This is a genomic window from uncultured Subdoligranulum sp. (assembly GCF_963931595.1).
GTDB lineage: Bacteria > Bacillota > Clostridia > Oscillospirales > Ruminococcaceae > Gemmiger.
Map to the genome: position 1 here is coordinate 685287 of NZ_OZ007030.1, position 24516 is coordinate 709802.

18 protein-coding genes and 2 pseudogenes are annotated in these 24516 nt (G+C 54.9%); 13 read left to right on the forward strand and 7 right to left on the reverse strand.

The features are described 5' to 3' along the window. Positions 1 to 2 precede the first annotated feature (2 nt). The 7 genes from ABGT73_RS03250 to ABGT73_RS03280 all read left to right on the forward strand — a co-directional run bounded on the left by ABGT73_RS03250 (position 3) and on the right by ABGT73_RS03280 (position 7771). Positions 3 to 1070, forward strand: coding sequence for a DUF6077 domain-containing protein (locus ABGT73_RS03250; protein ID WP_346668406.1), 1068 nt, complete (start codon positions 3 to 5; stop codon positions 1068 to 1070). A 163-nt stretch (positions 1071 to 1233) separates the two neighbouring features. Continuing rightward, complete coding sequence (locus ABGT73_RS03255; RefSeq protein WP_346668407.1) at positions 1234 to 2988, forward strand: hypothetical protein; 1755 nt, start codon at positions 1234 to 1236, stop codon at positions 2986 to 2988. Positions 2989 to 3011: 23 nt separating this feature from the next. Continuing rightward, on the forward strand, positions 3012 to 4049 hold the full coding sequence (locus tag ABGT73_RS03260; protein WP_346668408.1) for an NAD-dependent epimerase/dehydratase family protein: 1038 nt from the start codon (positions 3012 to 3014) through the stop codon (positions 4047 to 4049). 3 nt (positions 4050 to 4052) lie between these two features. Further along, complete coding sequence (locus ABGT73_RS03265; protein WP_346668409.1) at positions 4053 to 5285, forward strand: nucleotide sugar dehydrogenase; 1233 nt, start codon at positions 4053 to 4055, stop codon at positions 5283 to 5285. A 411-nt stretch (positions 5286 to 5696) separates the two neighbouring features. Beyond that, complete coding sequence (locus ABGT73_RS03270) at positions 5697 to 6131, forward strand: hypothetical protein (RefSeq protein ID WP_346668410.1); 435 nt, start codon at positions 5697 to 5699, stop codon at positions 6129 to 6131. Between the two features lie 5 nt (positions 6132 to 6136). Then, complete coding sequence (locus ABGT73_RS03275; protein ID WP_346668411.1) at positions 6137 to 7177, forward strand: DUF6077 domain-containing protein; 1041 nt, start codon at positions 6137 to 6139, stop codon at positions 7175 to 7177. 75 nt (positions 7178 to 7252) lie between these two features. After that, positions 7253 to 7771 carry a penicillin-binding transpeptidase domain-containing protein gene (locus ABGT73_RS03280; protein ID WP_346668412.1) on the forward strand — a complete coding sequence of 173 codons (519 nt, stop codon included), beginning with the start codon at positions 7253 to 7255 and terminating at the stop codon, positions 7769 to 7771. Between the two features lie 649 nt (positions 7772 to 8420). Here the strand turns inward: ABGT73_RS03280 and ABGT73_RS03285 are convergent. After that, positions 8421 to 9230 (reverse strand): ATP-binding protein, encoded by an 810-nt coding sequence (locus ABGT73_RS03285; protein WP_346668413.1) that lies wholly within the window; start codon positions 9228 to 9230, stop codon positions 8421 to 8423. Then, positions 9227 to 10540, reverse strand: coding sequence for an IS21 family transposase (gene istA / locus ABGT73_RS03290; protein WP_346668414.1), 1314 nt, complete (start codon positions 10538 to 10540; stop codon positions 9227 to 9229). Before istA ends, ABGT73_RS03285 begins: the two co-directional genes overlap by 4 nt. Before the next feature lie 289 nt (positions 10541 to 10829). Between istA and ABGT73_RS03295 the strand changes: the two are divergent. Then, positions 10830 to 11864 (forward strand): annotated as a pseudogene (locus ABGT73_RS03295) (IS256 family transposase); the annotation flags it as partial. Positions 11865 to 11872: 8 nt separating this feature from the next. Here ABGT73_RS03295 and ABGT73_RS03300 read toward each other — a convergent pair. The 5 genes and pseudogenes from ABGT73_RS03300 to ABGT73_RS03320 all read right to left on the reverse strand — a co-directional run. Further along, positions 11873 to 12673, reverse strand: coding sequence for a peptidase dimerization domain-containing protein (locus tag ABGT73_RS03300; RefSeq protein ID WP_346668415.1), 801 nt, complete (start codon positions 12671 to 12673; stop codon positions 11873 to 11875). Further along, positions 12628 to 13101, reverse strand: a complete 474-nt coding sequence (locus tag ABGT73_RS03305; RefSeq protein ID WP_346668416.1) for a hypothetical protein — start codon at positions 13099 to 13101, stop codon at positions 12628 to 12630. Before ABGT73_RS03305 ends, ABGT73_RS03300 begins: the two co-directional genes overlap by 46 nt. Positions 13102 to 13126: 25 nt before the next feature. Further along, complete coding sequence (locus tag ABGT73_RS03310) at positions 13127 to 13471, reverse strand: hypothetical protein (RefSeq protein ID WP_346668417.1); 345 nt, start codon at positions 13469 to 13471, stop codon at positions 13127 to 13129. Next, positions 13468 to 13830, reverse strand: coding sequence for a PqqD family protein (locus ABGT73_RS03315; RefSeq protein ID WP_346668418.1), 363 nt, complete (start codon positions 13828 to 13830; stop codon positions 13468 to 13470). Before ABGT73_RS03315 ends, ABGT73_RS03310 begins: the two co-directional genes overlap by 4 nt. An 82-nt stretch (positions 13831 to 13912) precedes the next feature. Then, positions 13913 to 14596 (reverse strand): annotated as a pseudogene (locus tag ABGT73_RS03320) (OPT/YSL family transporter); the annotation flags it as partial. A gap of 269 nt (positions 14597 to 14865) precedes the next feature. On the opposite strand from ABGT73_RS03320, the gene ABGT73_RS03325 reads away from it, so the two are divergent. The 5 genes from ABGT73_RS03325 to ABGT73_RS03345 all read left to right on the forward strand — a co-directional run bounded on the left by ABGT73_RS03325 (position 14866) and on the right by ABGT73_RS03345 (position 24454). Beyond that, positions 14866 to 15591, forward strand: coding sequence for an ABC transporter ATP-binding protein (locus tag ABGT73_RS03325; RefSeq protein ID WP_346668419.1), 726 nt, complete (start codon positions 14866 to 14868; stop codon positions 15589 to 15591). Then, a complete protein-coding gene (locus ABGT73_RS03330; protein ID WP_346668420.1) occupies positions 15592 to 19983 on the forward strand; it encodes an FtsX-like permease family protein in 4392 nt (1463 codons plus the stop codon). 192 nt (positions 19984 to 20175) lie between these two features. Then, positions 20176 to 20709, forward strand: coding sequence for a hypothetical protein (locus ABGT73_RS03335; RefSeq protein ID WP_346668421.1), 534 nt, complete (start codon positions 20176 to 20178; stop codon positions 20707 to 20709). A gap of 68 nt (positions 20710 to 20777) precedes the next feature. After that, positions 20778 to 22535 (forward strand): ABC transporter ATP-binding protein, encoded by a 1758-nt coding sequence (locus ABGT73_RS03340; RefSeq protein WP_346668422.1) that lies wholly within the window; start codon positions 20778 to 20780, stop codon positions 22533 to 22535. Further along, the gene (locus tag ABGT73_RS03345; protein WP_346668423.1) at positions 22535 to 24454 is read left to right on the forward strand and encodes an ABC transporter ATP-binding protein; all 1920 of its coding nucleotides are present in this window, start codon (positions 22535 to 22537) and stop codon (positions 24452 to 24454) included. The genes ABGT73_RS03340 and ABGT73_RS03345 overlap by 1 nt, the downstream gene beginning before the upstream one ends. The last annotated feature ends 62 nt before the right edge of the window (positions 24455 to 24516 follow it).

Here is a 24516-nt window from a genome sequence, read left to right on the forward strand (position 1 = left end):
AAATGATGTGGGCTTGGCAGTTGATAGTATTGCTGCTGGTACTGCTAGTCATTCCTTATGGTATGGGACAGGCACTAACGCCAGGTAATGGAAAAATTTATACATATTTTTCTGGCCTTTGTGCAAGTTGGTTGCTTTTTGAAGGGTTTTCTGTAGTATATCATATCGCTTGTGGTAGTTTGCGACAGATGTCTTGGTTATGGGTGGGAATCTGCGCCCTTCTAGCAATATACGGATATTGGAAAAAACGCGAATTGTCGCCTTTTCGTAAGGAGTGGCTGGCGGGATGGAACAGAACTGAAATTTTTTTTCTGATTTTGGTCACTGGGATTATTGTAATCATTGTGGGAAACACTGTTTTCAATACTTTTTATGGAAACTATGATGATGAAACCTACTGCGCTACTGCGGTGACTTCGTGGTACACCGATACTGTAAATCGGTATGCACCCAATTCAGGAGAATTTAAACCACCATTTTACCATGTACGTTATGTGCTGGCCAGTTGGCCAATTTATAGTTCTACGATTGCAGTATTGACAGGTATCCATCCGGCGATTGTTTTTCGCACGATTCTTCCAATTTTTGAGATCCCAGTCACATGTTTAGTGGACTACCTTTTGATTGCCAATTTTTTGCCTAAAAGGAAAAATGCATTGTTTGCAACGTTTCTATTGCTCTTACTGACATTACAGACTGCAGAATTGAGCGATATGACCAGTAGGGAATGGTGGTTCGTAGTTAATTGCTGGACGGGAAAAGCTGTTGCAGGAAATCTGATAATTCCACTAGTTTGGTGGTTGCTGTGTAGGCTGGAACAGGAAAAAGAAAGGTTACAATATCGTGCTTGTAAAGTAACACTATTTTTTGCTTGTAACGCATCCTGTATGATTTCATCTACTTTGACATACGTGGTACCATTTGAACTGATAGTTTTTGGTATGTTCTACCTCTTTCGCACAAAACGATGGAAGGAAATCTTCTTCTTCTTTGCATGGTGCGTGGCTCTGCCGGCGGTAATAGGTGTAGTTTCTTATGTAGTGTCAAATTTGCCGTATCTGAACCAGTGACACAGGATTTGATCGCGACGATTCTAAAAGTGCTATAAAAGGAGCATTCGATGTTATGTTCGGAAGATGCAAACAGTTACAATTGAATTGGCTGACATTAAGCATGACACTGACTACCGGAATCGTTTTTACGGGGATATCCTCTTTTTCCTGGAGGGGACTATTGGGATTTAGTCTGTGCAATGTGCTTGTATATTCCATTGTGGAAAGAATATTGTATCAAGTGGCTAATTTCCGTTTTAATATAAAGCACGCTCTATCGCTATTGCTTTTCGGCATTTTTTACGGTGTGGGGCTTAAGCTCCAGTACCAGCTTTTCTCATCCATGTTTGGAATGATTGGCTTGGGCTTGTATTTTGCACTGATTTGCATTTGGTCGGTGTCGGAGCGGATGTGGCCCTTGAATGCCGTGAAGATTTGTGGATTAGCACTGCTTTTTCTGGCACTTTGTACAGCAGTGATTCTATTCTGGAAAAATTTTGGCGTATTTTCATTGGACAGCTATTCGTACTACGAAATTGCAACCACGATTGGGAAAAAATTCGGCACAGTATCAACAATCCGACAATATGTTATTGACACAGAATATAATATTTCCTTCCCATATTTTTACCCGCTTTGTATATGGATAATGGATAAGTTAACTGGAATTGGTCACTACGCGGGAATTTTAGTGAACTACTATGTTGTGATACTGACGGCGGTCCTCTTGTTATATGTCAGTAAAATGTTTGTTAATCGATTGTGGTGCGGTGGTTTGGCCATTGTTTTATTGTGCACGACGTCATCTTATATGGAAGAGGTGGCGATGGCCCGTTCCATTCCGTTGGCAATCCTTTGTATGGTTATTCTTCTTTCGGTACTGGGGTATTGTTGTTTTCCCAATGAACAGAAGGTACATATTTTTTATTATTGGGCATTGGGGGTGGGAGCGGGTATTTTGGTAAGTACAAGGTTTGACGGAATGATTGCTGTAGCATACTTCGCAATTTTGATTTTGTTGGCTTCCAGAAACCGATTAATAAATGCAGGATTATACCTTGCAGGATGCTTGCTAACAGCGAGTCCATGGGTTATATATTCCATTGTAAGAGTAGGTAAAATTTGGGCCTCTGATAATAGCGGAACGGCATTTTTGGTGGAACCGTCTGTGCCATCCCGAGTTTACACTCCGAACGAGAGTGAGGCTCTTCTAACATTGTTTAATGCGCCGAAGCTCTGGTTCATTTCAAGAATTCAGAATTTTTTGAATAATCTACGTAGTTTGCTTTCCTGCAACTATATATCTACGGTTCTTCTATGTGTGTGCATTGCCTATTTGCTTTATCGCGTGGCTAGCAGGAAGATGGCACGGAATAACATTATTCTGTCTCTAGTTATCTTGTTATTCTATGCGGGAAAGTTTGCAATGTATGTAATTGTAGGATATTCGGATATCCGTTATCATGCTGAAGCAGCTATCGTTGGGGTTTTTGTAATTTTGATTGTATGTGCGCGAGAGCAACTAAAATTGGAAAAAGCTGTGATTGTAGCCTTGTTTATAAGCTTAGTTGGCGGGATGTATGCCCAGTTTGGAAATACTATTATTCCTCTCCGTAATTGGGCAATTTTGAGTTCCGTAGAGGTTGCACCACAGCGTGTGGTGGAATTAGAACAAGACTTGGAGGGGTACTTATCAAAGAGTACCCCGATCCTAATGTTAGACTTTTACGTCGACTTTTCAGGGTGGAGTAATAGAACTGTATATGTACCGCCGGCAGTCCCTTCCTGGGAAAATGTCCAATATATTTTGAAGCAAAAGAACATTCATTATGTGATTCTAGCAAAAGACACAAAATATCCAGAAATATTGTCAGAATTGCAAATGCGTGGAAACTGCTTGGAATTGTCGACTTTTTATTTATTTGCAGTGCCATAAAAAGAGAACGGATGATGAAAAAAATGAAAAGAGTTTTGATAACCGGCGTGGCCGGATTTATTGGTGCCAATTTGGCCAAACGTTTGCTGCGGGACGACCCGGAACAGCTAGTGGTAGGTTTGGACAATATGAACGATTACTATGATGTGCGCATCAAGGAGGCACGCCTTGGCGAACTAGGAAGGTTCTCTAACTTCGCTTTCGTTAAGGGTAATCTGGCTGACAAAGACCTGGTCACCGGCCTATTTGAACAGTACCGTCCCCAGGTAGTCGTTAATTTGGCGGCCCAGGCCGGCGTGCGATACTCCATCATCAACCCCGACGCCTACGTGGAGGCCAACATTATCGGCTTTTACAACATTCTGGAAAGCTGCCGCCATTACCCGGTGGAACATCTGGTTTACGCCAGTTCCTCCAGCGTCTACGGCTCCAACCAGAAAGTGCCTTACTCCACCGACGACAAGGTGGACCATCCCGTGAGCCTCTACGCCGCCACCAAGAAGTCCGACGAACTCATGGCCCACGCTTACGCCAAACTTTACAACATTCCCTGCACGGGGTTACGATTCTTTACCGTCTATGGTCCGGCGGGACGCCCAGATATGGCTTACTTTGGCTTTACCGACAAGCTTCGTGCTGGCAAGACCATCCAAATCTTCAACTATGGCCATTGCCAGCGGGACTTCACCTACATCGACGACATCGTCGAGGGTGTGGTCCGTGTCATGGGTAAGCCGCCGGAAAAGAAAAATGGTCCTGACGGTCTGCCGGTGCCACCCTATAAACTCTACAACATCGGCAACAACCATCCGGAAAATCTGCTGGATTTTGTCACCATTCTGCAAGAGGAACTGATTCGTGCAGGGGTTTTGCCCGCCGATTACGACTTTGATGCTCACAAGGAGCTGGTGCCCATGCAGCCTGGCGATGTTCCGGTGACCTACGCTGATACTACCCCATTGGAACGGGACTTCGGTTTCAAACCTGCCACTCCGTTGCGTACCGGCCTGCGCCGCTTTGCCGAGTGGTACAAAGCCTTTTATTGTGACAAAGGAGAATGAGCGATGAAAATTGCGGTTGCAGGTACCGGCTATGTGGGCCTTTCCATTGCGACGCTGCTGGCCCAGCACCATCATGTGACGGCGGTGGATATTCTGCCCGAAAAGGTCGAAAAGATCAATCGGAGGGAGTCTCCGATCCAGGACGAGTATATTGAAAAGTACCTGGCCGAAAAGCCGCTGGACCTAACCGCCACCCTGGACGGTGAGGTGGCCTATTCTGACGCAGAATTTGTCGTCATCGCAGCCCCCACCAACTACGACAGTAAGAAAAATTTCTTCGATACCTCGGCAGTTGAGGATGTTATCCAGCTGGTCATGAAAGTCAACCCCAACGCCATTATGGTCATCAAATCTACCATTCCCGTGGGCTACACCAAACACATCCGCCAGGTGACGGGAAGCAAGAACATCCTCTTCAGCCCGGAATTTCTGCGGGAGAGCAAGGCCCTCTACGACAACCTCTACCCCAGCCGCATCATTGTGGGCACCGACAAAAACGACCCGCGCCTGGTGGAGAAGGCCCACATCTTTGCGGGGCTTTTGCAGGAAGGGGCCCTCAAGGAGAACATCGACACGCTGTTCATGGGCTTCACCGAGGCGGAGGCCGTCAAGCTGTTTGCCAATACCTACCTGGCGCTGCGGGTGAGCTACTTCAACGAGCTGGACACCTACGCTGAATCCAAGGGCCTCAGTACCAGGGATATTATCGATGGTGTTTGTTTGGACCCGCGCATCGGTAACCACTATAATAATCCTAGTTTCGGCTATGGTGGCTACTGCTTGCCTAAGGACACCAAACAGCTGCTGGCCAACTACGCCGATGTGCCGGAAAATCTCATCGAGGCCATCGTTGCCTCCAATCGTACACGCAAGGATTTTATCGCAGACCGTGTGTTGGAGATCGCTGGTGCCTATGAGGCTAATAGCAACTTTGATCCTGCACGAGAGCACACTGTGGTGGTGGGCGTTTACCGTTTGACAATGAAGTCTAATTCCGACAACTTCCGCCAGTCCTCCATCCAGGGGGTCATGAAGCGGATCAAGGCCAAAGGGGCCGAGGTTATCATCTACGAGCCTACCCTGGAGGATGGTACCACCTTCTTCGGCAGTAAGGTAGTCAATGACCTGGACAGGTTCAAAGCTAATAGCAAGGCCATCATTGCCAATCGCTACGACAGCTGCCTGGACGATGTGAAAGAAAAAGTGTATACCCGGGATCTGTTCCGCCGCGACTGATTCCTCCTGCAAGAAAGTTGGTCCTGTATGGTTTCAATGCGGAGTCTTCTAGCCTATTTTTGGAGCGACAAACCGCGTGTGATCTATTTTGTGATATGTTGTACACTGGTGTTGGTTCTGGCGTGGAAACGCCGGGATGCTCTCTCTAGAGGGTTGCGACGTTATATCGTGTGGCCATCTGTGCTGCTACTAGTGCTACTGCTCAACCCAGTAGTGGCCCATCTGTTGGTTACTAAATATGAGGAGACCCGCTCCCTGCGGTTCTTCTGGATGGTGCCAGTTACATTACTACTGGCGGCGGTTACGGTGCTGTTGGTGTACTGGCTGCCCCATCGGCGTCAGAAAATCTTGGCCGCAGTGGCTGTCTCCCTTGTTCTGTTAACCTTTTCCGGCGGCTTTCCGAGGCTACGTGTGACTTGGCAAAACCGTTTTACCAACTGGTACAAGGTGCCTGAGGTGGTCATCCTGTTGGATGACTGGATTCTCAACGATGATGCCGGATTGGAAAAGACCGCAGTCTTTCCTACACCGGTGAATCTGTGGGTGCGCCAGTACCGCCCCGAGATCGAGTTGCCGTATGAATGGACTAAGGTGAACTGGCAGTCAGATGCTGCTGCTGAGTTGTACTGGGCCATCGAGGAGGCGGAGGACGCTGTGGACCTGGACGTGGTCAACGCCTGGGCTGTGCAGGGGGGCTATAACTACATTGTGCTAGACAGTGCGGAAACCTACGTCGGTACGTTACAGGATTACGAGGAAGTATACCGCGTGGATGTGGACCAAACGCAGGACACCAATGCCTACGACCGAGAGTATATCCTGTATCGTGTGGCAGCGGGGAGGTGACTGTCATGGCAATTTGGACCTGTGTAGTATTGGTGCTGGTGCTGGGGGCAATTCCCATTGGGATGGGAAACGCTATTTTAGGCGGCAAAAACCTAACACTGACTATGTTCTGTGGCTTGTTCGCCAGCTTCTGCGTATTTGAAATGCTGGCGGTGCCGTTCCATGCGGCGCTGGGCAGCCTGCGACTGATGACGGTGCTGTGGTGCATGATTTGTGGTGTGGTGGCCCTATGGGGCTTTTGGAAATTCCGTTGTGGTGTTCGCCCAGAACGTTCTTCGATGGAACGCTGGACTCGGACCCAAAAACTGTTGCTAGTGGTCGCTATAGCATTCATTTTACTGCAAGTGCTCAACACTCTGCTGAATACCTACTATGGCAACTGGGATGACGAAACCTATTGTGGCACGGCCGCAGCCTCCTGGTATACCGATACCGTAGACCGTTATGGCCCCAACTCCGGGGTACTGCAGCCGGCCTTTTACAATGAAAAATACAACATTGCCGCTTGGCCGGTGTATAGTTCTATGCTAGCTGTGCTCACCGGCACACACCCGGCAATTCTGTTCCGTACAGTGTTGCCACTGTTTGAAATTCCACTGGCGTACTACATTGCTTATCTGCTGTTACGGTGCTTCTGGCCCAAGGCTCGAGACAAGGCGTTGCTGGGTCTGTTATACTATATCCTATTTACCCTGCTGGCGGCGGAAAATATGCCCCAGACCAGTGGTGAGTGGTGGTTGGTAGTCAATATATGGACTGGCAAGGCTTTGACCAACGCCATCATGATCCCAATGGTGCTGTGGCTGCTGATCCGGCTAGACCAGTGCCGGAAGGATTCCAAAGCTCAGCGCACACTGTGGCGGGTATTGTTGCCAGTTTGCTGGGCCTGCTGTTTTATTTCGGCATCTCTGTTTTTTGTGATACCTATGGAGTTGGTCCTGTGGGGGGGCTTTTATCTGATTCGTACCCGTCGCTGGGCGGATATATCCAAATTTATCCTGTGTGGATTGCCCACAGCGATTTGTGCTTTGGTGACGTTTTTTTAGCAGAAGGAAAGTCTGCGAAAACGATTTCAATGTACAGCTTTTTCATAGTCCAAACCCTTGTACCACCCGGGGCCGGTGGAGCTGGCCAGCTGTTCCTTCGGACAGAGCAGCAAGGTCAGCTATCTGCAGATGCTCACGGCTGTATGTGCCGTGGTCAACGGCGGCAATCTTATGCAGCCTTATGTGGTGCAGAAGATTCAGGCGCCGGATGGTACGGTGCTGCAGGAAAACATGCCTATCGTCAAGCGCCGGGTTATCAGTGAACAGACCAGCGCCACCATGTGCCGGCTGATGGAGGGCGTCGTTACCGAGGGGACCGGCAAGCATGCGGCGGTGAACGGGTATTTTGTGGGGGGCAAGAGCGGTACCAGCCAAAAGTTGGACAGCGAAGACGAAGGGGCTCGCATCAGCAGTTTCGTGGCAGTGGCCCCCATCGATCAGCCGCGGCTGGCGGTGCTGGTTTGCCTGGATGAGCCTCACAGCTGGACCACCAGCGGCGGTACTCTGTCGGGACCGGTCTGTGCCGAGGTACTGGAGAAAGCATTGCCGTATCTTGGTATTGAACCGGAAGTGGAGCCTGGACCCCAGGTGTAGCGCTTCCGGGAACAACAGAAATGATCCGGCTTTGCTCGACTAAAGCGTTCTATGACCTTTTTCAGCAGGGGCATTCTGATGCGACCGCTGTCATACGTCGAACCTCTTCCTGCTTTCCAAGGAAATCTTCTCCTCGGAACTTTTGCCGCGCGGGTTAACTACAACGGTGTCGTCGAAGAGCCACCGAGTATACTTCCCCTCCAAAATCTTACTTCTCAAAACGGATCTGCTGTTGCCGGTTACGATGCTGAGGGAAACGCCTGTTCGCATCAAAGAATGTCCGGAAGAAGGGAACTATAATAATAAAAGAAGCGGAGGAAACAATCGATGGAAGGAAGGGCGTGAAGTCTTGGCCGCCATGTATTGTAATGAGACATCCGAGCAAATCCGCAGGATAATTTTTTTTCAGTCGTCAGGTTTCCCCCTTTGTATTATGATTGTATGGATTACTCTCATGGTACAGGGGGGCTGACGGCTTTATCTATTTTTATTCATTTTTAGGCTATCCGGGGAGAATATCCGACCTGATGTTGGCGTCGGGAGATCGCGACCATATTTTGTCGGGAGTATTTAACCAATTTTTGTCGGAAAAGTCGGAGCCAGCAGAATAAATAAAAAGAGTGCCAACAACCCAGCACTCATAAATTGGTTACTCCTGCGCCACTACCGGCTCAACCGCAGGTATCTTGCCTGTTTGCAAAGAAACGGTCTCCAGTTTCTTTCCCCGGAAACTTTCACCACGCAGCTTAAACACAGTAGCATCGTCAAAGATGCGGTCCAGCGTACACAGCAAGGTAGCGTCTTCCTCAAAATCCTCGCGCCAGAGAGCCGGGTTCTTGTTGCTGGTGAAGATCATATTGAAACTGCCTTCTTTGTTGTATCGCCGGTCAATCAGGTCAAAGAACAGCCGGGTATTCTCTTTGTCAAAGGCACAGTGGCCAATCTCGTCAATAATCAGGCAAGAGGGGCGCACAAGACCGTTGAGGCAGGAATCGGTCTTTCCGGAACGTCTGGCTGCCGTGAATCGGTCCCGGAGTTCAGATGCCTTAATGAAATAGGTCTTCAATCCGTGCTGGCAGCAGGCGTAGCCGAAAGCCTGTGCCAGATGTGTTTTACCTGTACCTGCCGGACCAATAAAGGCTAGGTTTCGGTGAGAGTAGATGGCATTCAAGGACGCCAGAACCTTCAGACGCTCCACATCTTTCCCCTTGAGCAGTGAGAAATCAAAGTTCTCAAAGGTTTTAGGCACCTTTGTAGGAAGGCGGCTCAGTTTCAACAAAGTCTGGATAGTGGTCTGCTGCTTCTTTTCGCTGAGATAGGAAAAAAGCGTTTGCACGGCTTCTAATCCAGTCTCTGAGAATTCCTGGTCTTCCGCGAACAGCGCAAATTCCTCCGCAGAAAGATCCAGCTTCAAAACAGAAGCAGCGGACGCCACCTGCTCAAAGATTGTTTCCTTCATACCTGGTCCTCCTTGTCAAAATCAAATTTGGCAAAGGAAAGATCCTGCGAGGATTTTGGAAGCTGTAAAATCTGTGTTTGCACGGGTGCTGTAGGGAACTCTTCAGGCTGTACCAAAGATTCGTATTGCCCCTCACAGAAACTGTCAGTGCGGCTCCAGGTAACGGTATGTGTAACCAGCAACACTTTCAGATCGGCAGAATAGATGCGCAACAAATCACCGCTGCGCTCCACTCTGGCTGTTGCGCCAGGATAGCTGTAAGGCACTCCAAAACGCCGACCCTCGTAATTTACAAAACCGTCAAAGGATATTTTTCTTTCCGGACAGAGATAGAAACGGACGGCATCCTCCGGAACCATGCGCAATTGTTCTCCACATATGGTTTCGTGAATCTTTTGAGGCGCACCATCCACAGTGCGGCGGTAGGTTCCGTTCTGTTTGTTGCACCATTCCAGCGCCTGCCAGTTGAGGTCTGTAAGATCACAGAACACCCGGTCAGCCAGGAAATTGTCCTTCACCAAACGCACCAATCGCTCCACTTTTCCCTTGGTGAAGGGATGCCGTGGCTTGCAAAGTTTTGTCTCGAAGGTAAGGGTCTGCATAAAGGCTTCGTAGTCTTTCTGCCAGACTGGATGGCCATCCAGATCCCGGTGCAGTACAACGCTCTTCATGTTGTCGGTTAACACAAAACGCGGAACCCCCATGTACTGGAAAGCGTGGATCATCCCAATAAACAGGTTTTCCTGCCGGGCATTGGGGAAGAACTCAATATACCGCTGTCCGCAATGGTGGCAAATCATAGCAAAGCAGGCAACTCGGTAGGTCTGCCCATTGTAATCCAGAACATCAGTGAATCCCCAATCCATCTGGTAAGCTTCACCGGGCTTTGTGACGTACCGGCGGCCACGGTTTCCCTGCGCCGCAACCAACTGGCGCTTGGCTGGAATAAGGTGTTTGTGGGCGGCGATATACTCTTTTACAATGGTTGCCCCGCCTTCAAAACCGGCCTGTCGCAAACGCTCCAACACTACAGAGGAGTTCTTGACTCCTTGGCGCAGCAAACTGTCCAACAGGCCGGTATAACCGCTGAGTTTTGTGACCGTATGTTTACTGCCTTTGGTGCTCCGAGGCAAATCTTGGAAGCTGTTTTTCTTGAGTCTGCGCAGTCTGCTACGAGATACGCCGGTTCGTCGTTCTAATTCGGCCAAGTTGATACGTTCCAGGGAAAAGGAGTCTCCCTGGAACGCCTTCATTTCTTCTATGGCTTGTGCTATACTTGGTGCAAAGCCATTACCATTTTGCTCTTTCATCGCTATTCCTTTCCACTGGGTTGTTGGCACTTTCCAGTGTACAGGATTTAAAAGAGCATCGGTAGTGGCTTTATCTTTTCCGACTAAATTTGGTCTCGAACGCCCGACACTTGAAGGTTAGTTTCTCCCGACCCGAATACTGACCAACAGGAAATACCCAACGGCCGATTCTCTCTGCGATAAGGTAGAATAAGTTTCGCAAATTGAAAAGTAAATAAAAAGAGACATGGTTTGCAGATCTCTGGTAGAATGAAGTTGCGACACACCATTCGAAAGGAGATAGCAAACCATGCCTGAAAAGATTGTACAGCTAAACGAGGAAGTTATCAAGGGGCAGCTCAAGGAACTCGTACGAGGCAGTGTAGAGGAGACGCTCAATGAGCTGCTGGAGGCAGAGGCCAATAAGCTGCCCCAAGCTGCCCGGTACGAACGCAATGAACAGCGCCAGGGCTACAGCAGCGGCCACTACAACCGCAACCTCGCCACCACTTCCAGAGATGTTACCCTCAAGGTTCCCAAACTCAAGGGCATCTCTTTTGAAACCGCCATCATTGAGCGGTATCGCCGCCGTGAAAGCAGCGTGGAAGAAGCTCTCATTGAGATGTATCTAGCAGGCGTATCCGTCCGGCGTGTGGAGGATATTACCGAGGCCCTGTGGGGCAGCAAGGTGTCGCCATCCACCATCAGTGAGCTGAACAAGAAAGCGTATGTCCACATCGAGGATTGGCGGAACCGCCCTCTGCAAGGCGGACGGTATCCGTATGTCTACGTGGATGGAATCTACCTGCGCCGCAACTGGGGCGGAGAGTTTGAAAATGTAGCTATTCTGGTAGCCATTGCGGTCAACGAGGATGGCTACCGCGAGGTTCTTGGTGCAGCCGAGGGCATGAAAGAAGACAAGGCCAGTTGGGTCAATTTCTTTCAGTGGCTCCGCGGCCGTGGTTTGGATGGGGTTAAATTGGTGGTTGGTGACAAGTGCCTTGGTATGCTGGAAGCCGTGGGCGAAGTGTTTCCCGAGGCCAAATACCAGCGGTGTACAGTCCACTTTTACCGGAATGTGTTTGCTGTCACACCGCGTTCCAAAGCAAAGCTAGTAGCAAAGATGCTCAAAGCAATCCACGCCCAAGAGAGCAAGAAAGCTGCCCGCGAGAAGGCCAAAGCCGTGGTAGAGGAGCTACGCTCCATGAAGCTGAAAGAAGCAGCCAAGAAGGTGGAGGATGGCATTGAAGAAACGCTGACCTACTGCGATTTTCCCAGCGAACACTGGACTCGTATCCACACCAACAATGTCATTGAACGGCTGAACCGGGAGATCCGCCGCCGCCTGAACCATCAGCTCCCGCAGGGGAGAATGCTCCTGGTACTGCCAGCCGGTGTACTCACCCTCGTACTCCACATGACCGCCCAGCTGGGCCAGCAGCGCGGCCAGCCGGCGCTTGAGCATCTCTTTCTGGGAATCCACCGAACTGCGCAGACTGGAAACCGCACGCAGCGCGCGTATCGGCTTCGGTGGTGAGGATGGATGCCCAGATTCAGGGAAGTCTGCACCAGCCCCTCGATGGAGGGGCTCATGGCCTGGATGCCGTTGGGCAGGCAGGTCAGCAGGCAGATTGCCTTGCTGGTGGTGGCGGCATCCATGGGGGTATCGGCAACCGCCGCATCCTCCACCTTGAGGAAGAGGGCAGGGTCGGTGATGTGATACTCATTGCGCAGCGTTTCTTCCATCTCGGCAACGCCGGTGCGTGCCGCAGCGGCATCGTCCACTACGATGGTGGCGGTGCTCTCCACGGGGATGGCGTTGCTCTTCAGGCCGCCGTGCACATCCGCCAGACGCAGATCGGTCCGTCCGGCCAGATCCTGCAGCACACGGCCCATGAGCATGTTGGCGTTGGCGCGGCCCTTGTCGATCTCGTTGCCGGAGTGACCACCGGTCAGGCCGCCCACCGTGACCTGCAGGGCGGTACCGGCAAAGGGAACCCGCGTTAGCGGCAGCAGGGAAATGGTGTTGTTGCCGCCCGCACAGCTGACGGTGAAAATGCCCTCCGCCTCGGAGTCCATATTCAGCATACGGCGGCCCTTCAGCGGGCTCACATCCAGCGAGCCCGCACCCAGCAGGCCAATCTCCTCGTCCACCGTGAAGACCGCTTCCAGCCGGGGGTGGGGCAGATCATTGGAATCCAGGACGGCCAGAGGGCCATGGCCACGGCAATGCCGTCGTCACCGCCCAGAGTGGTACCTCTGGCACTGACGAAATCACCGTCCACCTCCAGGTCAAGACCTTCCTTGGCCATGTCCTTGGAACAATCAGGCTCCTTCTCACAGACCATGTCCAGATGTCCCTGGAGGATCATGGGTTCCGCCTGCTCATAGCCGGGCGTGGCTTCCTTGATGATGATGATGTTATTGTCGCTGTCCTGATGGTATTCCAGACCCCGTGCCCGGGCGAAGTCGGCGCACCAGTCGCTCACGGCCCTGGTGTTGCCGGAGCCGCGGGGAATGACGGACATCTCCTCAAAAAAATGGAATACACGCTTGGGTTCCAGGTTTTCCAGTACCTTCATATAGAGTGACCTCCTTTCTGTAATGTTATCGGCGCAGCCGGTAACGGCCGTTGCCGGTTTCTTCCAGCAGATGCTGCTCCACCATGTACCGGGTCAGTTTCTGCACAAAGGCTGCGGCGTCCTGCACTTCCAGGCGACTGCGGGACCAGAACAATCCGGCCCGTACGCCCTGAATCTCACGGGCGATCTCTTTCCGGGTGATTGTTTCCTGCTTTTTCAGGCGGCGCACCACCCGTGCAGCACATTTGCCCAGCAGGGCGCGCTCCAGATCCCGCTGCTGCGTCATGCTGCGGCGAAGTCCCCAGAGATACAGCACCATGGTGGCGGCGGCAAACAGCAGAATTCCCACAACGATCTGCAGCAGATTCATGGCTTCACCTTATCCTTCCCCACAAAGAGGATAAACTCATTGTTGTGCAGGATCTGCATATACTTGACCAGCCGGTCGTACAAAGGCTCGGCGTCATCCCCGAAGCGGGCCTTCATCCTCTGCGCCAGCGCACCGACGCTCTGGACACCGTCAATCTCCTTCCAAAGGAAACTGCCGTATTCGTCCAGCGCAATGTGACTGACCCGCGGTGTGTGGAAGATTTTCTGGGCGATGCGATCGTAGAAGCCCCGGTGCACCATATCGATGGTGACGATGCCCTGCTCGTTTTCGCTCCAGCTGTTGTGTGGATTGGTCATGGGGACGAAATCCAGATAATTTTCCCGTTTGGTTTTGGCCATAGATTCTTCTCCCGGATGATATGTATTCAAAACAGGGCTGCATACCCAAGTATACAGCCCTGTCGGCAAGAAAGCAATGCGATTATTTGGACTTTCTCTGGTCCTTGGTGGCAAAGAGGTAGACGGTGAAGAGCAGCAGCGCAAAGACGATCAGGCCGCCGATCTGGCCGATGCTGAAGATACCGCTGATGTTGATGAGCTCGCCCACATTGCTGGCGCCCATGGGGATGACCGCCAGGACGGCCAGCAGGATGCCGACGATGCCCTCACCGGCGATCAGGCCGGAGGAGTAGAGCACACCGGACTGGACCACATTGTTCTTCTCCTTGTCGGAAGCGTAGTTGCGCTTTTCCAGAACCCAGCGCAGGGCGCCGCCCAGCATCATGGGCACCGAGAGGTAGATGGGCAGGTACAGGCCGATGGAGAAGGGCAGCACGGGGATGCCGAGAATCTCGATGACCAGGGCGATGAAGACGCCGGCGAAGACCAGGTTCCAGGGCAGGTTGCCGCCCATGACGCCCTCGACGATCATCTTCATCAGCATGGCCTGCGGTGCGGGCAGGTCGTTGGAGCCGTAGCCGCCCCAGGCCATGGAGAGCAGGTAGAGGATGCCGCCGATGGCAATGGAGGAGACCACCACGCCGATGATCTCACCCATCTGCTGTTTCTTGGGAGTGGCACCCACCAGGAAGCCGGTCTTCAGGTCCTGGGAGGTATCGCCGGCGATGGCGGCGATGACGCATAAATAAGTGCATACAAGAACGGACGGCAAGTCAAGGCGTTTTCTGCGTTTTTTATAAAAAATAGACAAAATACCGTATTTTCACCAACAAAAAGAATGAGAAAGAAACAAAAACTTGCCCGATTCACAGCGATAAAGAGCCGCTGCAGGAAGAAAAAAGGGACTTCCAGAACAGGACGGATAAAGGTGAAATTTCTGCGAATTTAGTCAAAGTTCAGAAATTGTACGGGAATTGGAGAAAATATTCTGGTATAATAACACTAAACAAAGTGTGCAAAAAATGGGAGAAAGCCATGAAAAACACGGTAAGCGGGCACCAGCCCTTTGTGGTATTCGATCAGGTGTGCAAATATTATCAGATGGGGGATACGCGCATCGCCGCGGCGGATCACGTGAGTTTCACCATCGAAAAGGGAGAGTTCTGTGTGATTCTGGGGCCTTCGGGCGCCGGAAAAACCACGGTGCTCAACATGCTGGGCGGCATGGACACCTGTGACGAGGGCACCATCATGCTGGACGGAGAGCAGGTCAGCAGCTTCAGCCAGAAGCGGCTGACGACCTACCGACGGTATGATGTGGGCTTTGTGTTTCAGTTTTACAATCTGGTGCAGAATCTGACCGCCCGGGAAAACGTGGAACTGGCGGCGGAAATCTGCCGCGACCCGTTGGACGCCGACACCGTGCTGGAGGAGGTGGGCCTGTCCCATCGCCGCAACAACTTCCCGGCCCAGCTTTCGGGCGGCGAACAGCAGCGGGTTTCCATTGCCCGGGCACTGGCCAAGAACCCCAAAATCCTGCTCTGCGACGAACCCACCGGTGCGCTGGATTACAAAACCGGCAAGCAGGTGCTGGCCCTTCTGCAGGATACCTGCCGCCAGAAGGGACGCACCGTGATTGTCATCACCCACAACAGTGCCCTGGCGGCCATGGCGGACCGGGTGATCCGCATCAACAGCGGCCGGGTGATCGAGGAAACAATCAATCCGAACCCCACACCTGTGGAAAGGATCGAATGGTAAATGACGCGAACCTACCGGAAAAACATACTGCGGACCTTCAAAAGTGCGCGCAGCCGCTTTGTGGCCATTTTTGCCATTGTGGCGCTGGGCGTGGGCTTTCTGGCGGGTCTGAACGCCACTCCTGTGGATATGAAGGAGTCGATGGAGCGCTACCTGGACGACGGCAACTTCTATGATCTGCGCATCGTGTCCACCATGGGGCTGACCGACGACGATGTGGAAGCGCTGCGCCAGGTGGACGGCATCGAGACGGTGCAGCCGGCCTACTCGGCGGACCTTCTGGTGGAAGCGGGCAGCGACGTGGTGGTATCCCGGCTGCACAGTCTGCCGCCGGAGGGAGACGACGCCATCAACAAGCTGGTCCTGGCCGAAGGACGTATGCCGGAAACTTCCGGGGAGTGCGTGGTGGAGGCCAATGACGATATCAACGACGGCAATTTTCCCATCGGTTCCACCCTGACGGTGAGCAGCAAGGACAACGAGGAACTGGATACCAAGCTGGCCTGCACCCAGTACACGGTGGTGGGCATTGTACATAACACCAACTATTTCAGCTTTGAACGGGAACCGGCCAGTGTGGGCAATGGCGCGGTGGAACTGGTGATGTACCTTCTGCCGGAGGATTTTGCCTACGATACGTATACTGAAATTTATGTGACAGCCGAAGGCGCCCTGCAGCAGAACAGCATGGAGGATGAATACGAAGCCACTGTGGAGGCCGTGCAGGCCAACGTGGAGGCCATCCAGGATGCGCGCTGCCAGGCGCGGTACGATGAGATCCGTTCCGACGCCCAGGAAGAGATTGACGACGCCTGGGCAGAATACCATGATGCCGAGGCGGAGGCCCAGCAGAAGCTGGCGGATGCGGCCCAGGAACTGGAGGACGGGCGGCAGGAGCTGGCGGACGGCGAGGCGGAATATCAGGACGGCGAACAGCAGTATGCCGACGGCGTCCGGGAAGTGGCCGACAACGAGGCCAAGATAAACGACGGCGCCGCCCAGCTGGAGGTGGGGCGGCAGGAACTTCTGGATAACCAGGCCAAGGTTGAGGAAGGCGAGGCGGAGCTGGCGGCCAGTGAACCCCAGCTGGCCGAAGCCCGCAAAAAGCTGGAGGACGGGCAGGCCCAATATGAGGCGGGACTGCAGCAGTATAACGACGCCCTGGCCCAGATCGAGGAAGGGGAGAAGCAACTGGCGGACGGCAAGGCCGAACTGGATACCCAGGAAAAGACCTACGAGGCCGGGCTGGAGACGATGGCGGCGCAGATCACCGGCATGCTCCAGCAGCAGAACCCGGACCTGCCGCTGACGGTCACAAGCGAGGACATCGGTAACTTTGTCAGCTGGCTGAACGACAACCAGCGCCCGGTGCCGCAGACCTACGATCAGCTGCTGGATGAGCTGGACGGATATCTGCAGCAATATGGTATGACGGCGGACAGCGTGGGGCTGACATCCACCGCACGGACCATGCAGCAACAGGCCCAGGCGATGCTGGACCAGCTGAGCGCCATGCAGCCCCAGCCGGGCGGAGAAACGGAACCCTCCGGCGGGGAGGAACCCGGACCGGATACCGACCCGCCTGCCGAAGCGCTCACCGGGGAACCGACTGAAACGCCGGAGGCGCCGGAAGAGGCGGCGGAAACGGAAGAAGAGATCTCCGCGGCAACGTCGGAACAAGAGGAAACCGAGGAAACTGCATCGCCTGAATCCGAAGCAGCGGAAACGGCCGGGACGGAAACCCCGGACACCACAGTGGTGGCCGAGGAAACAGGAGCCACCACAGAACCGGAGCCGCTGGAGGTGGAAGAAACGACCCAGCCTACGGAGGAAACTGAAGCAGCCCCGGCGGAAGAAACGACTACGACAGAAGATACAGCTCTCGAGGAAGAAACACTCCCCGAGAAACAGACTGCCCTCCTGGAAGAAGACGCCCCCCAGACCGACCGCACAGAAACGGCGGCCAAACAGAAGGCTCCCCAGGAAGACCCGGCGCAGCCGGCTGACCCCCAACTCTCCCCGGAACAGCTGGCGGCACTGGCAGCTCAGCTGCAGGCCATCGTGGATGCGGACCGGGACGGGATGGAGACGGTGCTCACCCAGGCGCAGCAGTGGCTGCTGGCCCAGGATGAGGCCAGTCAGGCCACTCCGCTGCTGCAGGGCTTTGCCCTGCTGGTGAACGGCGGCCTCAGCGGCCTGGAAACCGAGCAGGCAACCATGGAAACGGCAGTAACCGGCTTTGCGCAGATCGTGAGCGGTCGCCGCGCCCTGGATGAGGGTTGGAAAACCTACCAAGCCAATGCACAGAAGGTGGCCGACGGCCGGCAGCAGCTGGAGGCAAGTGCCCCGGAACTGGAAGCGGCCAGGCGGGAACTGGAGGACGGCTGGAAGCAGTACAACGACGGTGTGACCAAATATGAATCCGGCAAGCGGGAACTGGCCGACGGCCGGCGGCAGCTGGAGGAAGGCTGGGCCACCCTCACGGACAAACAGCTGGAACTGGAGGATGCCCGCCGGCAGATCGCCGACGCCAAGGTTGAACTGGCCGATGCCAGAGCGGAGCTGGATGAGGCCCGTCAGACCATCGATGAGAACGCCCAGAAACTGCGGGACGGTGAGATAGAATACGAAGATGCCAGGGCGGAGGCGGAGCAGGAACTGGCCGATGCCCGGGCAAAAATCGAGGACGGCCAGAAGGAACTGGATGACATTGAAATGCCGGAATGGTATGTGTGGGATCGCAGCAACAATGTGAGCTACTCCTCCTTTACCGGCAACGTGGATAAGCTGACCGCCATCACGACGATCTTCCCGGTGTTCTTCTTCCTGGTGGCGGCGCTGGTGGTCTCCACCACCATGACCCGCATGGTGGAGGAGGAACGCCTGCAGATCGGCACACTGAAAGCGCTGGGCTATACCCGCCGCGAGATCATGCGGAAATATCTGTGGTATGCCCTCGTGGCCGCGGTCTGCGGTACGGTGGTGGGCCTGACGGTGGGCTTCCGGGCCTTCCCAGCCATCATCTGGTCGGCTTACGCCATGATGTATTACATGCCCACTATCTATACCCCCTGGCGCGGGCTGCAGGCCCTCTTTGCGGGCGGCGCCCTCACGGTGCTGTCGGTGGGGGTGACCGCACTGGCCTGCCGTACATCCCTGAAGGAAGTTCCGGCGGCGCTCATGCTGCCCCGCGCCCCCAAGGCCGGCAAACGCATCCTGCTGGAGCGCATCACGCCGCTGTGGCGCCGCCTGCCCTTCACCTGGAAGGTCACCTGCCGCAACCTGCTGCGCTACAAAAAGCGGTTCTGGATGACGGTCATCGGTGTGGCGGGCTGCATGTCGCTGCTGGTGTCTGGCTTCGGCATCTCGGATTCCCTGAACGCCATCATCACCAAGCAGTTCAGCGATGTCTCCCACTACGACCTGATGACGGTGGTCACCAAGGAGGAGGCCACCGAACAGGGGGAGGTCTACGACTATCTGTACAACAGCGGACAGTTCACCGAATCCATGACGGTGGCCGTCCAGAGCACCCGGCAGTCCATCCCCGACGGGGAGGCGGACGTTTACCTGATGGTGCCCCAGGATGTGACACGGTTCGGCGACTTCCTGGATCTGCACGAGCGTATCAGCCGCACCCCCACGCCTCTGGGTGAGGAAGGTGTGGTGCTCACCGAAAAGTTTGCCAAACTGCTGGGCGTGCAGGCCGGCGACACCGTCACGCTGAAAAACAGCGACGACCAGACCGGCACCTTCGTGGTCAGCGGGGTCTGCGAACATTACGTGAGCAACTACGTCTATATGAGCCCGGCCACCTACGAGGCCGGTTTCGGGGAGCCGGTCAGCTTCAATGCCGTCATCAGCAGGATGGCGGACGACAGCGATGCCGCCCACGATACCATCTCCGCCGCGCTGCTGGAGATGGACGATGTGGCCAGCCTGACCTTCACCCGGGACACGGTGGCGCAGGTGCTGAACATGCTCAACTCCATCGACGCGGTGGTGGTGCTGATCATTGTGTGTGCGGCCTGCCTGGCCTTCGTGGTGCTGTACAACCTTTCCAACATCAACATTGCCGAGCGCGTCAAGGAGATCGCCACCATCAAGGTGCTGGGCTTCTATGACCGGGAGGTGTACGCCTACGTCAACCGGGAAAGCATGGCTCTTACCCTCATCGGAACGCTGTTCGGCGTGTTCGGAGGTATAGCGCTCCATCGGTTCATCATCGTCACGGTGGAAGTGGATGCCGTCATGTTCGGGCGGGATATTCACCCCGTCAGCTTTGTGTATGCCATCGCGCTGACGCTGCTGTTCAGTGTGCTGGTCAACCTGGTGATGGGGCGGACCCTGAAAAAGATCTCCATGGTGGAGAGTATGAAAGCCCCTGAATAATCCCCCGCAAACGGACCGGGATACCTTATTATACTGGTATCCCGGTTTTTGTTGTCGGCAAGGAAAAATTGTCCTGCTTTTTTTATCTTCTTTTCTATTGACAATTGATAAACCCGTGCTATACTGATTAGGTACGTCCAGAAACTGTTAGGACGCGAACTGTCCACAAACTAACAAAAACAGAGGGAGCGGGTGACGCAAACGAAGACACAACAGGCCGGCTGTACGTCCGGCTGCTGCGGCGAGGAACACTTCGGCGCGCTGGTCGCCCAGACCTTCCGGGTGATCCGCCGCGCGCTGGATGCGCGCATCGCGGCTGATGTGACCCCCGAACTGACGGGTGTCCGCGGCATGCTGCTGGGGGAGATCGTCCGGGCCAACAAGGAAAACCGGGACGTTTACCAGCGGGATGTGGAGCACTGGATGCAGATCCGGCGCTCCAGCGTGACGGCGGTACTCCAGGCCATGGAACAGGACGGGTTCATCACCCGCAGTTCGGTGGCACGGGATGCCCGCCTCAAGCGGCTGAATGCCACAGCCAAAGGGGTGGCCTACCACGAGCGCATCCGCCTGAGCATCGCCCGTTTTGAGCGGGAGCTGCAGCGCGGGGTGGAACCGGAGCGCCAGGCGGTGGCCCGGGCGGTGCTGGAGCAGATTCTGGCCAACGCGCAGGTTCTGGCGGGCGAGGCACGGCCGCCAGAGAGCAAGGCCGCTGAAAATGGCTGACACGGGCGCAAGTCCGTTTTTCCCGGCAGGGAAGGGCAGTATGTGAAGGAAGAAAGGAGCAATCAATCTTGTTCAAGACACTTGGGCGTGAGACCAAGGGATTCCGCCTGGTCTCGATCCTGACGCCGGTCTGTATGATCGGCGAAGTGATCATGGAAATGATCATCCCCAAACTGATGGCCACCATCGTGGACGACGGTGTGACCGCCGGCAACATGGAGGTCATCTATACGGTGGGTGCCAAAATGCTGGTGGCCGCTCTCATCGGTCTGCTGGTGGGCATCCTGGGGGCCATGTTCGGTTCCCATGCGGCCACGGGTTTCGCACGGAACCTGCGCCGCGGTATGTTCCGCAACATCCAGACGTTCAGCTTTGCCAACATTGACAAGTACTCCACGGCCGGTTTGGTCACCCGTATGACCACCGACGTGACCAACATCCAGAACGCCTACCAGATGCTGCTGCGCATGGCCATCCGTGCCCCGGCCAGTATGATCGTGGCGCTGATCATGTCCTTTACCATCAACGCCGAACTGGCCAGCGTCTACCTGGTGGCGGTGATCCTGCTGGGCGGGGCGCTGATGTACATCATGGTGCATGCCACCAACTACTTCACTTCGGCTTTCCGCAAGTACGATGACCTGAACGAGAGCGTGCAGGAGAATGTCTCCGCCATCCGTGTGGTCAAGGCCTACGTGCGGGAAAAGTTTGAGGGTGAGAAGTTCCGCAAGGCCAGCGAGAACGTGCGTCAGCTGCTGATGCGCGCCGAACTGATCCTGGCCTGGAACGCGCCCCTCATGATGCTGGCCGTCTACGGCTGCATCCTGCTGATCTCCTGGCTGGGTGCCCGCCTCATTGTGCTGTCCGGCTCCACCAGCTTCACCACCGGCGACCTGATGAGCATGCTCAGCTACTGCATGAACATCCTCATGAGCCTGATGATGCTCTCCATGGTGTTTGTCATGATCACCATGTCCGCCGCTTCCGCCAAGCGTGTGGCGGAAGTCCTGGACGAAAAGTCCGACCTGGCCAACGGTGAGAACCCCGTCATGGAAGTGAAGGACGGCTCCGTCAGGTTCAACAACGTCAGCTTTGCCTACAAGAAGAACGGCGAGAAGGCGCTGGAGAACATCAACCTGGACATCAAGTCCGGCGAGACCATCGGCATCATCGGCGGTACCGGCTCGGCAAAATCCAGCCTGGTGCAGCTGCTGCCCCGTCTGTACGACGCGACGGAGGGCAGCGTGGAGGTCGGCGGCGTGGATGTGCGCAAGTATGACCTGGAGACCCTGCGCAACAGTGTGGCCATGGTGCTGCAGAAGAACGAGCTGTTCAGCGGTACCATCGCCGAAAACCTGCGCTGGGGCAACCCCGACGCCACCGATGCCGAGATCGAGGAAGCCTGCAAGCAGGCCTGCGCCGATGAGTTCATCGAGCGCTTTCCCGACCGGTACGAAACCTACATCGAGCAGGGCGGCACCAACGTGTCCGGCGGTCAGAAACAGCGTCTGTGCATTGCCCGTGCGCTGCTGAAGAAGCCCAAGATCCTGATCCTGGACGACTCCACCTCCGCCGTGGATACCGCCACCGACGCCAAGATCCGTCACAGCTTTGCCGAGAAGATCCCCGGCACCACCGTCTTCATCATTGCCCAGCGTATCTCCAGTGTGGAGAACGCCGACCATGTGCTGGTGCTGGATAACGGCCACATCAGCGGCTTTGACACGCCGGAAAATCTGCTCAAGACCAACGCAATTTATCAGGAAGTCTACAACAGCCAGACCAAAGGCTCCGGCGACTTCGACGAGAAAGGGGGCGAGGCGTAATGGCACAGCAGGCTAAGTTGGTGGGCCCCGGCCGCAACCGCGGCCCGCGCCCCAAGGTGGAAAACCCCGGCAAGATCCTCAAGCGCATCCTTGCCTATGTCATGCACCTCTATAAGTTCCCGGTCATTGCGGTGCTCTGCTGCATCTTTATCAGCGTCTTTGCCCAGGTGCAGGGCACGCTGTTCATGAAGACGCTGATCGACGGCTACATCACCCCCATGCTGCTGGAAAAGAGCAGCGACTTCTCCGGCCTGATCCAGGCCATCACCCGCGTGGCGCTGTTCTACGCGGTGGGCATTCTGGCCATCTTCCTGCAGAACCGCACCATGGCCCGGGTGACCCAGGGCACGCTGAAGAATCTGCGTGACGAGATGTTCACCCACATGCAGACGCTGCCCATCAAGTATTTCGATACCCATGCCCACGGCGATATCATGTCGGTCTACACCAACGATACCGATACGCTGCGCCAGATGATCAGCCAGAGTCTGCCCCAGCTGGTCAACACCTGCATCACTGTGGTCAGTGTGCTGATCTCCATGATCGTGCTGGCGCCGGTGCTGACCATCGTGGCGGTGCTCATGGTGGGCGTCATGCTGCTCTGCACCAAGTTCCTCACCGGCCGTTCCGGCAAGTTCTTCGTGGACCAGCAGCGGGAACTGGGCCGCGTCAACGGCTACATCGAAGAGATGATGAACGGCCAGAAGGTGGTCAAGGTCTTCTGCCATGAGGAAGCCGCCATCGAACGGTTCGATGAACTCAACGATGAGCTGTTCCACAGCGCCGACAAGGCCAACGCCTTTGCGCTGGTGGCCATGCCTGTGAACGCCCAGCTGGGCAACCTGAGCTATGTGCTCTGCGCCATCATCGGCGGCGCCATGGCCATTGCCGGATTTGGCGGTGTTACGCTGGGCAAGCTGGCCAGCTTCCTGGTGCTGACCCGCAACTTCAACCAGCCCATCACCCAGATCTCCATGCAGCTGAACTCGGTGGTCATGGCCCTGGCCGGCGGCCAGCGTATCTTTGCGCTGCTGGATGAAAAGCCCGAAGTCAACGATGGCGACATTACCCTGGTCAATGCCAAGTATCTGCCGGACAACAGTGTGACCGAGGCCAGCGAGCCCACCGGCACCTGGGCCTGGAAAAAGACCGATGCCAACGGCCAGAGCACCTACAGCGAACTGAAGGGCGATATCGTCTTCAAGGATGTGGACTTCGGCTACGACCCGGGCAAGATCGTGCTGCACGATATCAACCTCTACGGCCGTCCGGGCCAGAAGATCGCCTTTGTCGGCTCCACCGGTGCCGGCAAGACCACCATCACCAACCTGATCAACCGCTTCTACGATATCCAGAAGGGCCAGATCCTCTATGACGGCCACGATATCAAGTCCATCGAGAAGGACGCCCTGCGTTCCTCCCTGGGCATTGTGCTGCAGGATACCCATCTGTTCACCGGCACGGTGATGGACAACATCCGCTACGGCCGCCTGACCGCCACCGATGAGGAGTGCATCGCCGCGGCTCGTCTGGCCAACGCCGACGGCTTTATCAAGCATCTGCCGGACGGCTACAACACGATGCTCACCGGCGACGGCACCAACCTGAGCCAGGGCCAGCGTCAGCTGCTGGCCATTGCCCGCGCTGCCGTGGCCGATCCCCCGGTACTGATTCTGGATGAAGCCACCTCCTCCATCGATACCCGCACCGAGAAACTGGTCCAGGACGGCATGGACGGCCTGATGTACGGCCGCACCACCTTCGTGATTGCCCACCGTCTGTCCACGGTGCGCAACTCCGACTGCATCATGGTGCTGGAACAGGGCCGCATCATTGAGCGCGGCACCCATGACGAACTGATCGCCCAGAAGGGCCGGTACTATCGTCTGTACACCGGCAACTTTGCGGAAAACTCGTAAAGAAACGGTAAAAATCCTCCTAAATCAATCCAATTTGCCGGGATGGCTTCGCGCCATCCCGG

Coding starts and splice junctions, on each gene's coding strand:
- ABGT73_RS03250 (WP_346668406.1), top strand. CDS start 3: ATGATGTGGGCTTGGCAGTTGATAGTATTGCTGCTGGTACTGCTAGTC.
- ABGT73_RS03260 (WP_346668408.1), top strand. CDS start 3,012: ATGAAAAGAGTTTTGATAACCGGCGTGGCCGGATTTATTGGTGCCAAT.
- ABGT73_RS03265 (WP_346668409.1), top strand. CDS start 4,053: ATGAAAATTGCGGTTGCAGGTACCGGCTATGTGGGCCTTTCCATTGCG.
- ABGT73_RS03275 (WP_346668411.1), top strand. CDS start 6,137: ATGGCAATTTGGACCTGTGTAGTATTGGTGCTGGTGCTGGGGGCAATT.
- ABGT73_RS03285 (WP_346668413.1), bottom strand. CDS start 9,230: ATGAAGGAAACAATCTTTGAGCAGGTGGCGTCCGCTGCTTCTGTTTTG.
- istA (WP_346668414.1), bottom strand. CDS start 10,540: ATGAAAGAGCAAAATGGTAATGGCTTTGCACCAAGTATAGCACAAGCC.
- ABGT73_RS03305 (WP_346668416.1), bottom strand. CDS start 13,101: ATGAAGGTACTGGAAAACCTGGAACCCAAGCGTGTATTCCATTTTTTT.
- ABGT73_RS03310 (WP_346668417.1), bottom strand. CDS start 13,471: ATGAATCTGCTGCAGATCGTTGTGGGAATTCTGCTGTTTGCCGCCGCC.
- ABGT73_RS03315 (WP_346668418.1), bottom strand. CDS start 13,830: ATGGCCAAAACCAAACGGGAAAATTATCTGGATTTCGTCCCCATGACC.
- ABGT73_RS03325 (WP_346668419.1), top strand. CDS start 14,866: ATGAAAAACACGGTAAGCGGGCACCAGCCCTTTGTGGTATTCGATCAG.
- ABGT73_RS03330 (WP_346668420.1), top strand. CDS start 15,592: ATGACGCGAACCTACCGGAAAAACATACTGCGGACCTTCAAAAGTGCG.
- ABGT73_RS03345 (WP_346668423.1), top strand. CDS start 22,535: ATGGCACAGCAGGCTAAGTTGGTGGGCCCCGGCCGCAACCGCGGCCCG.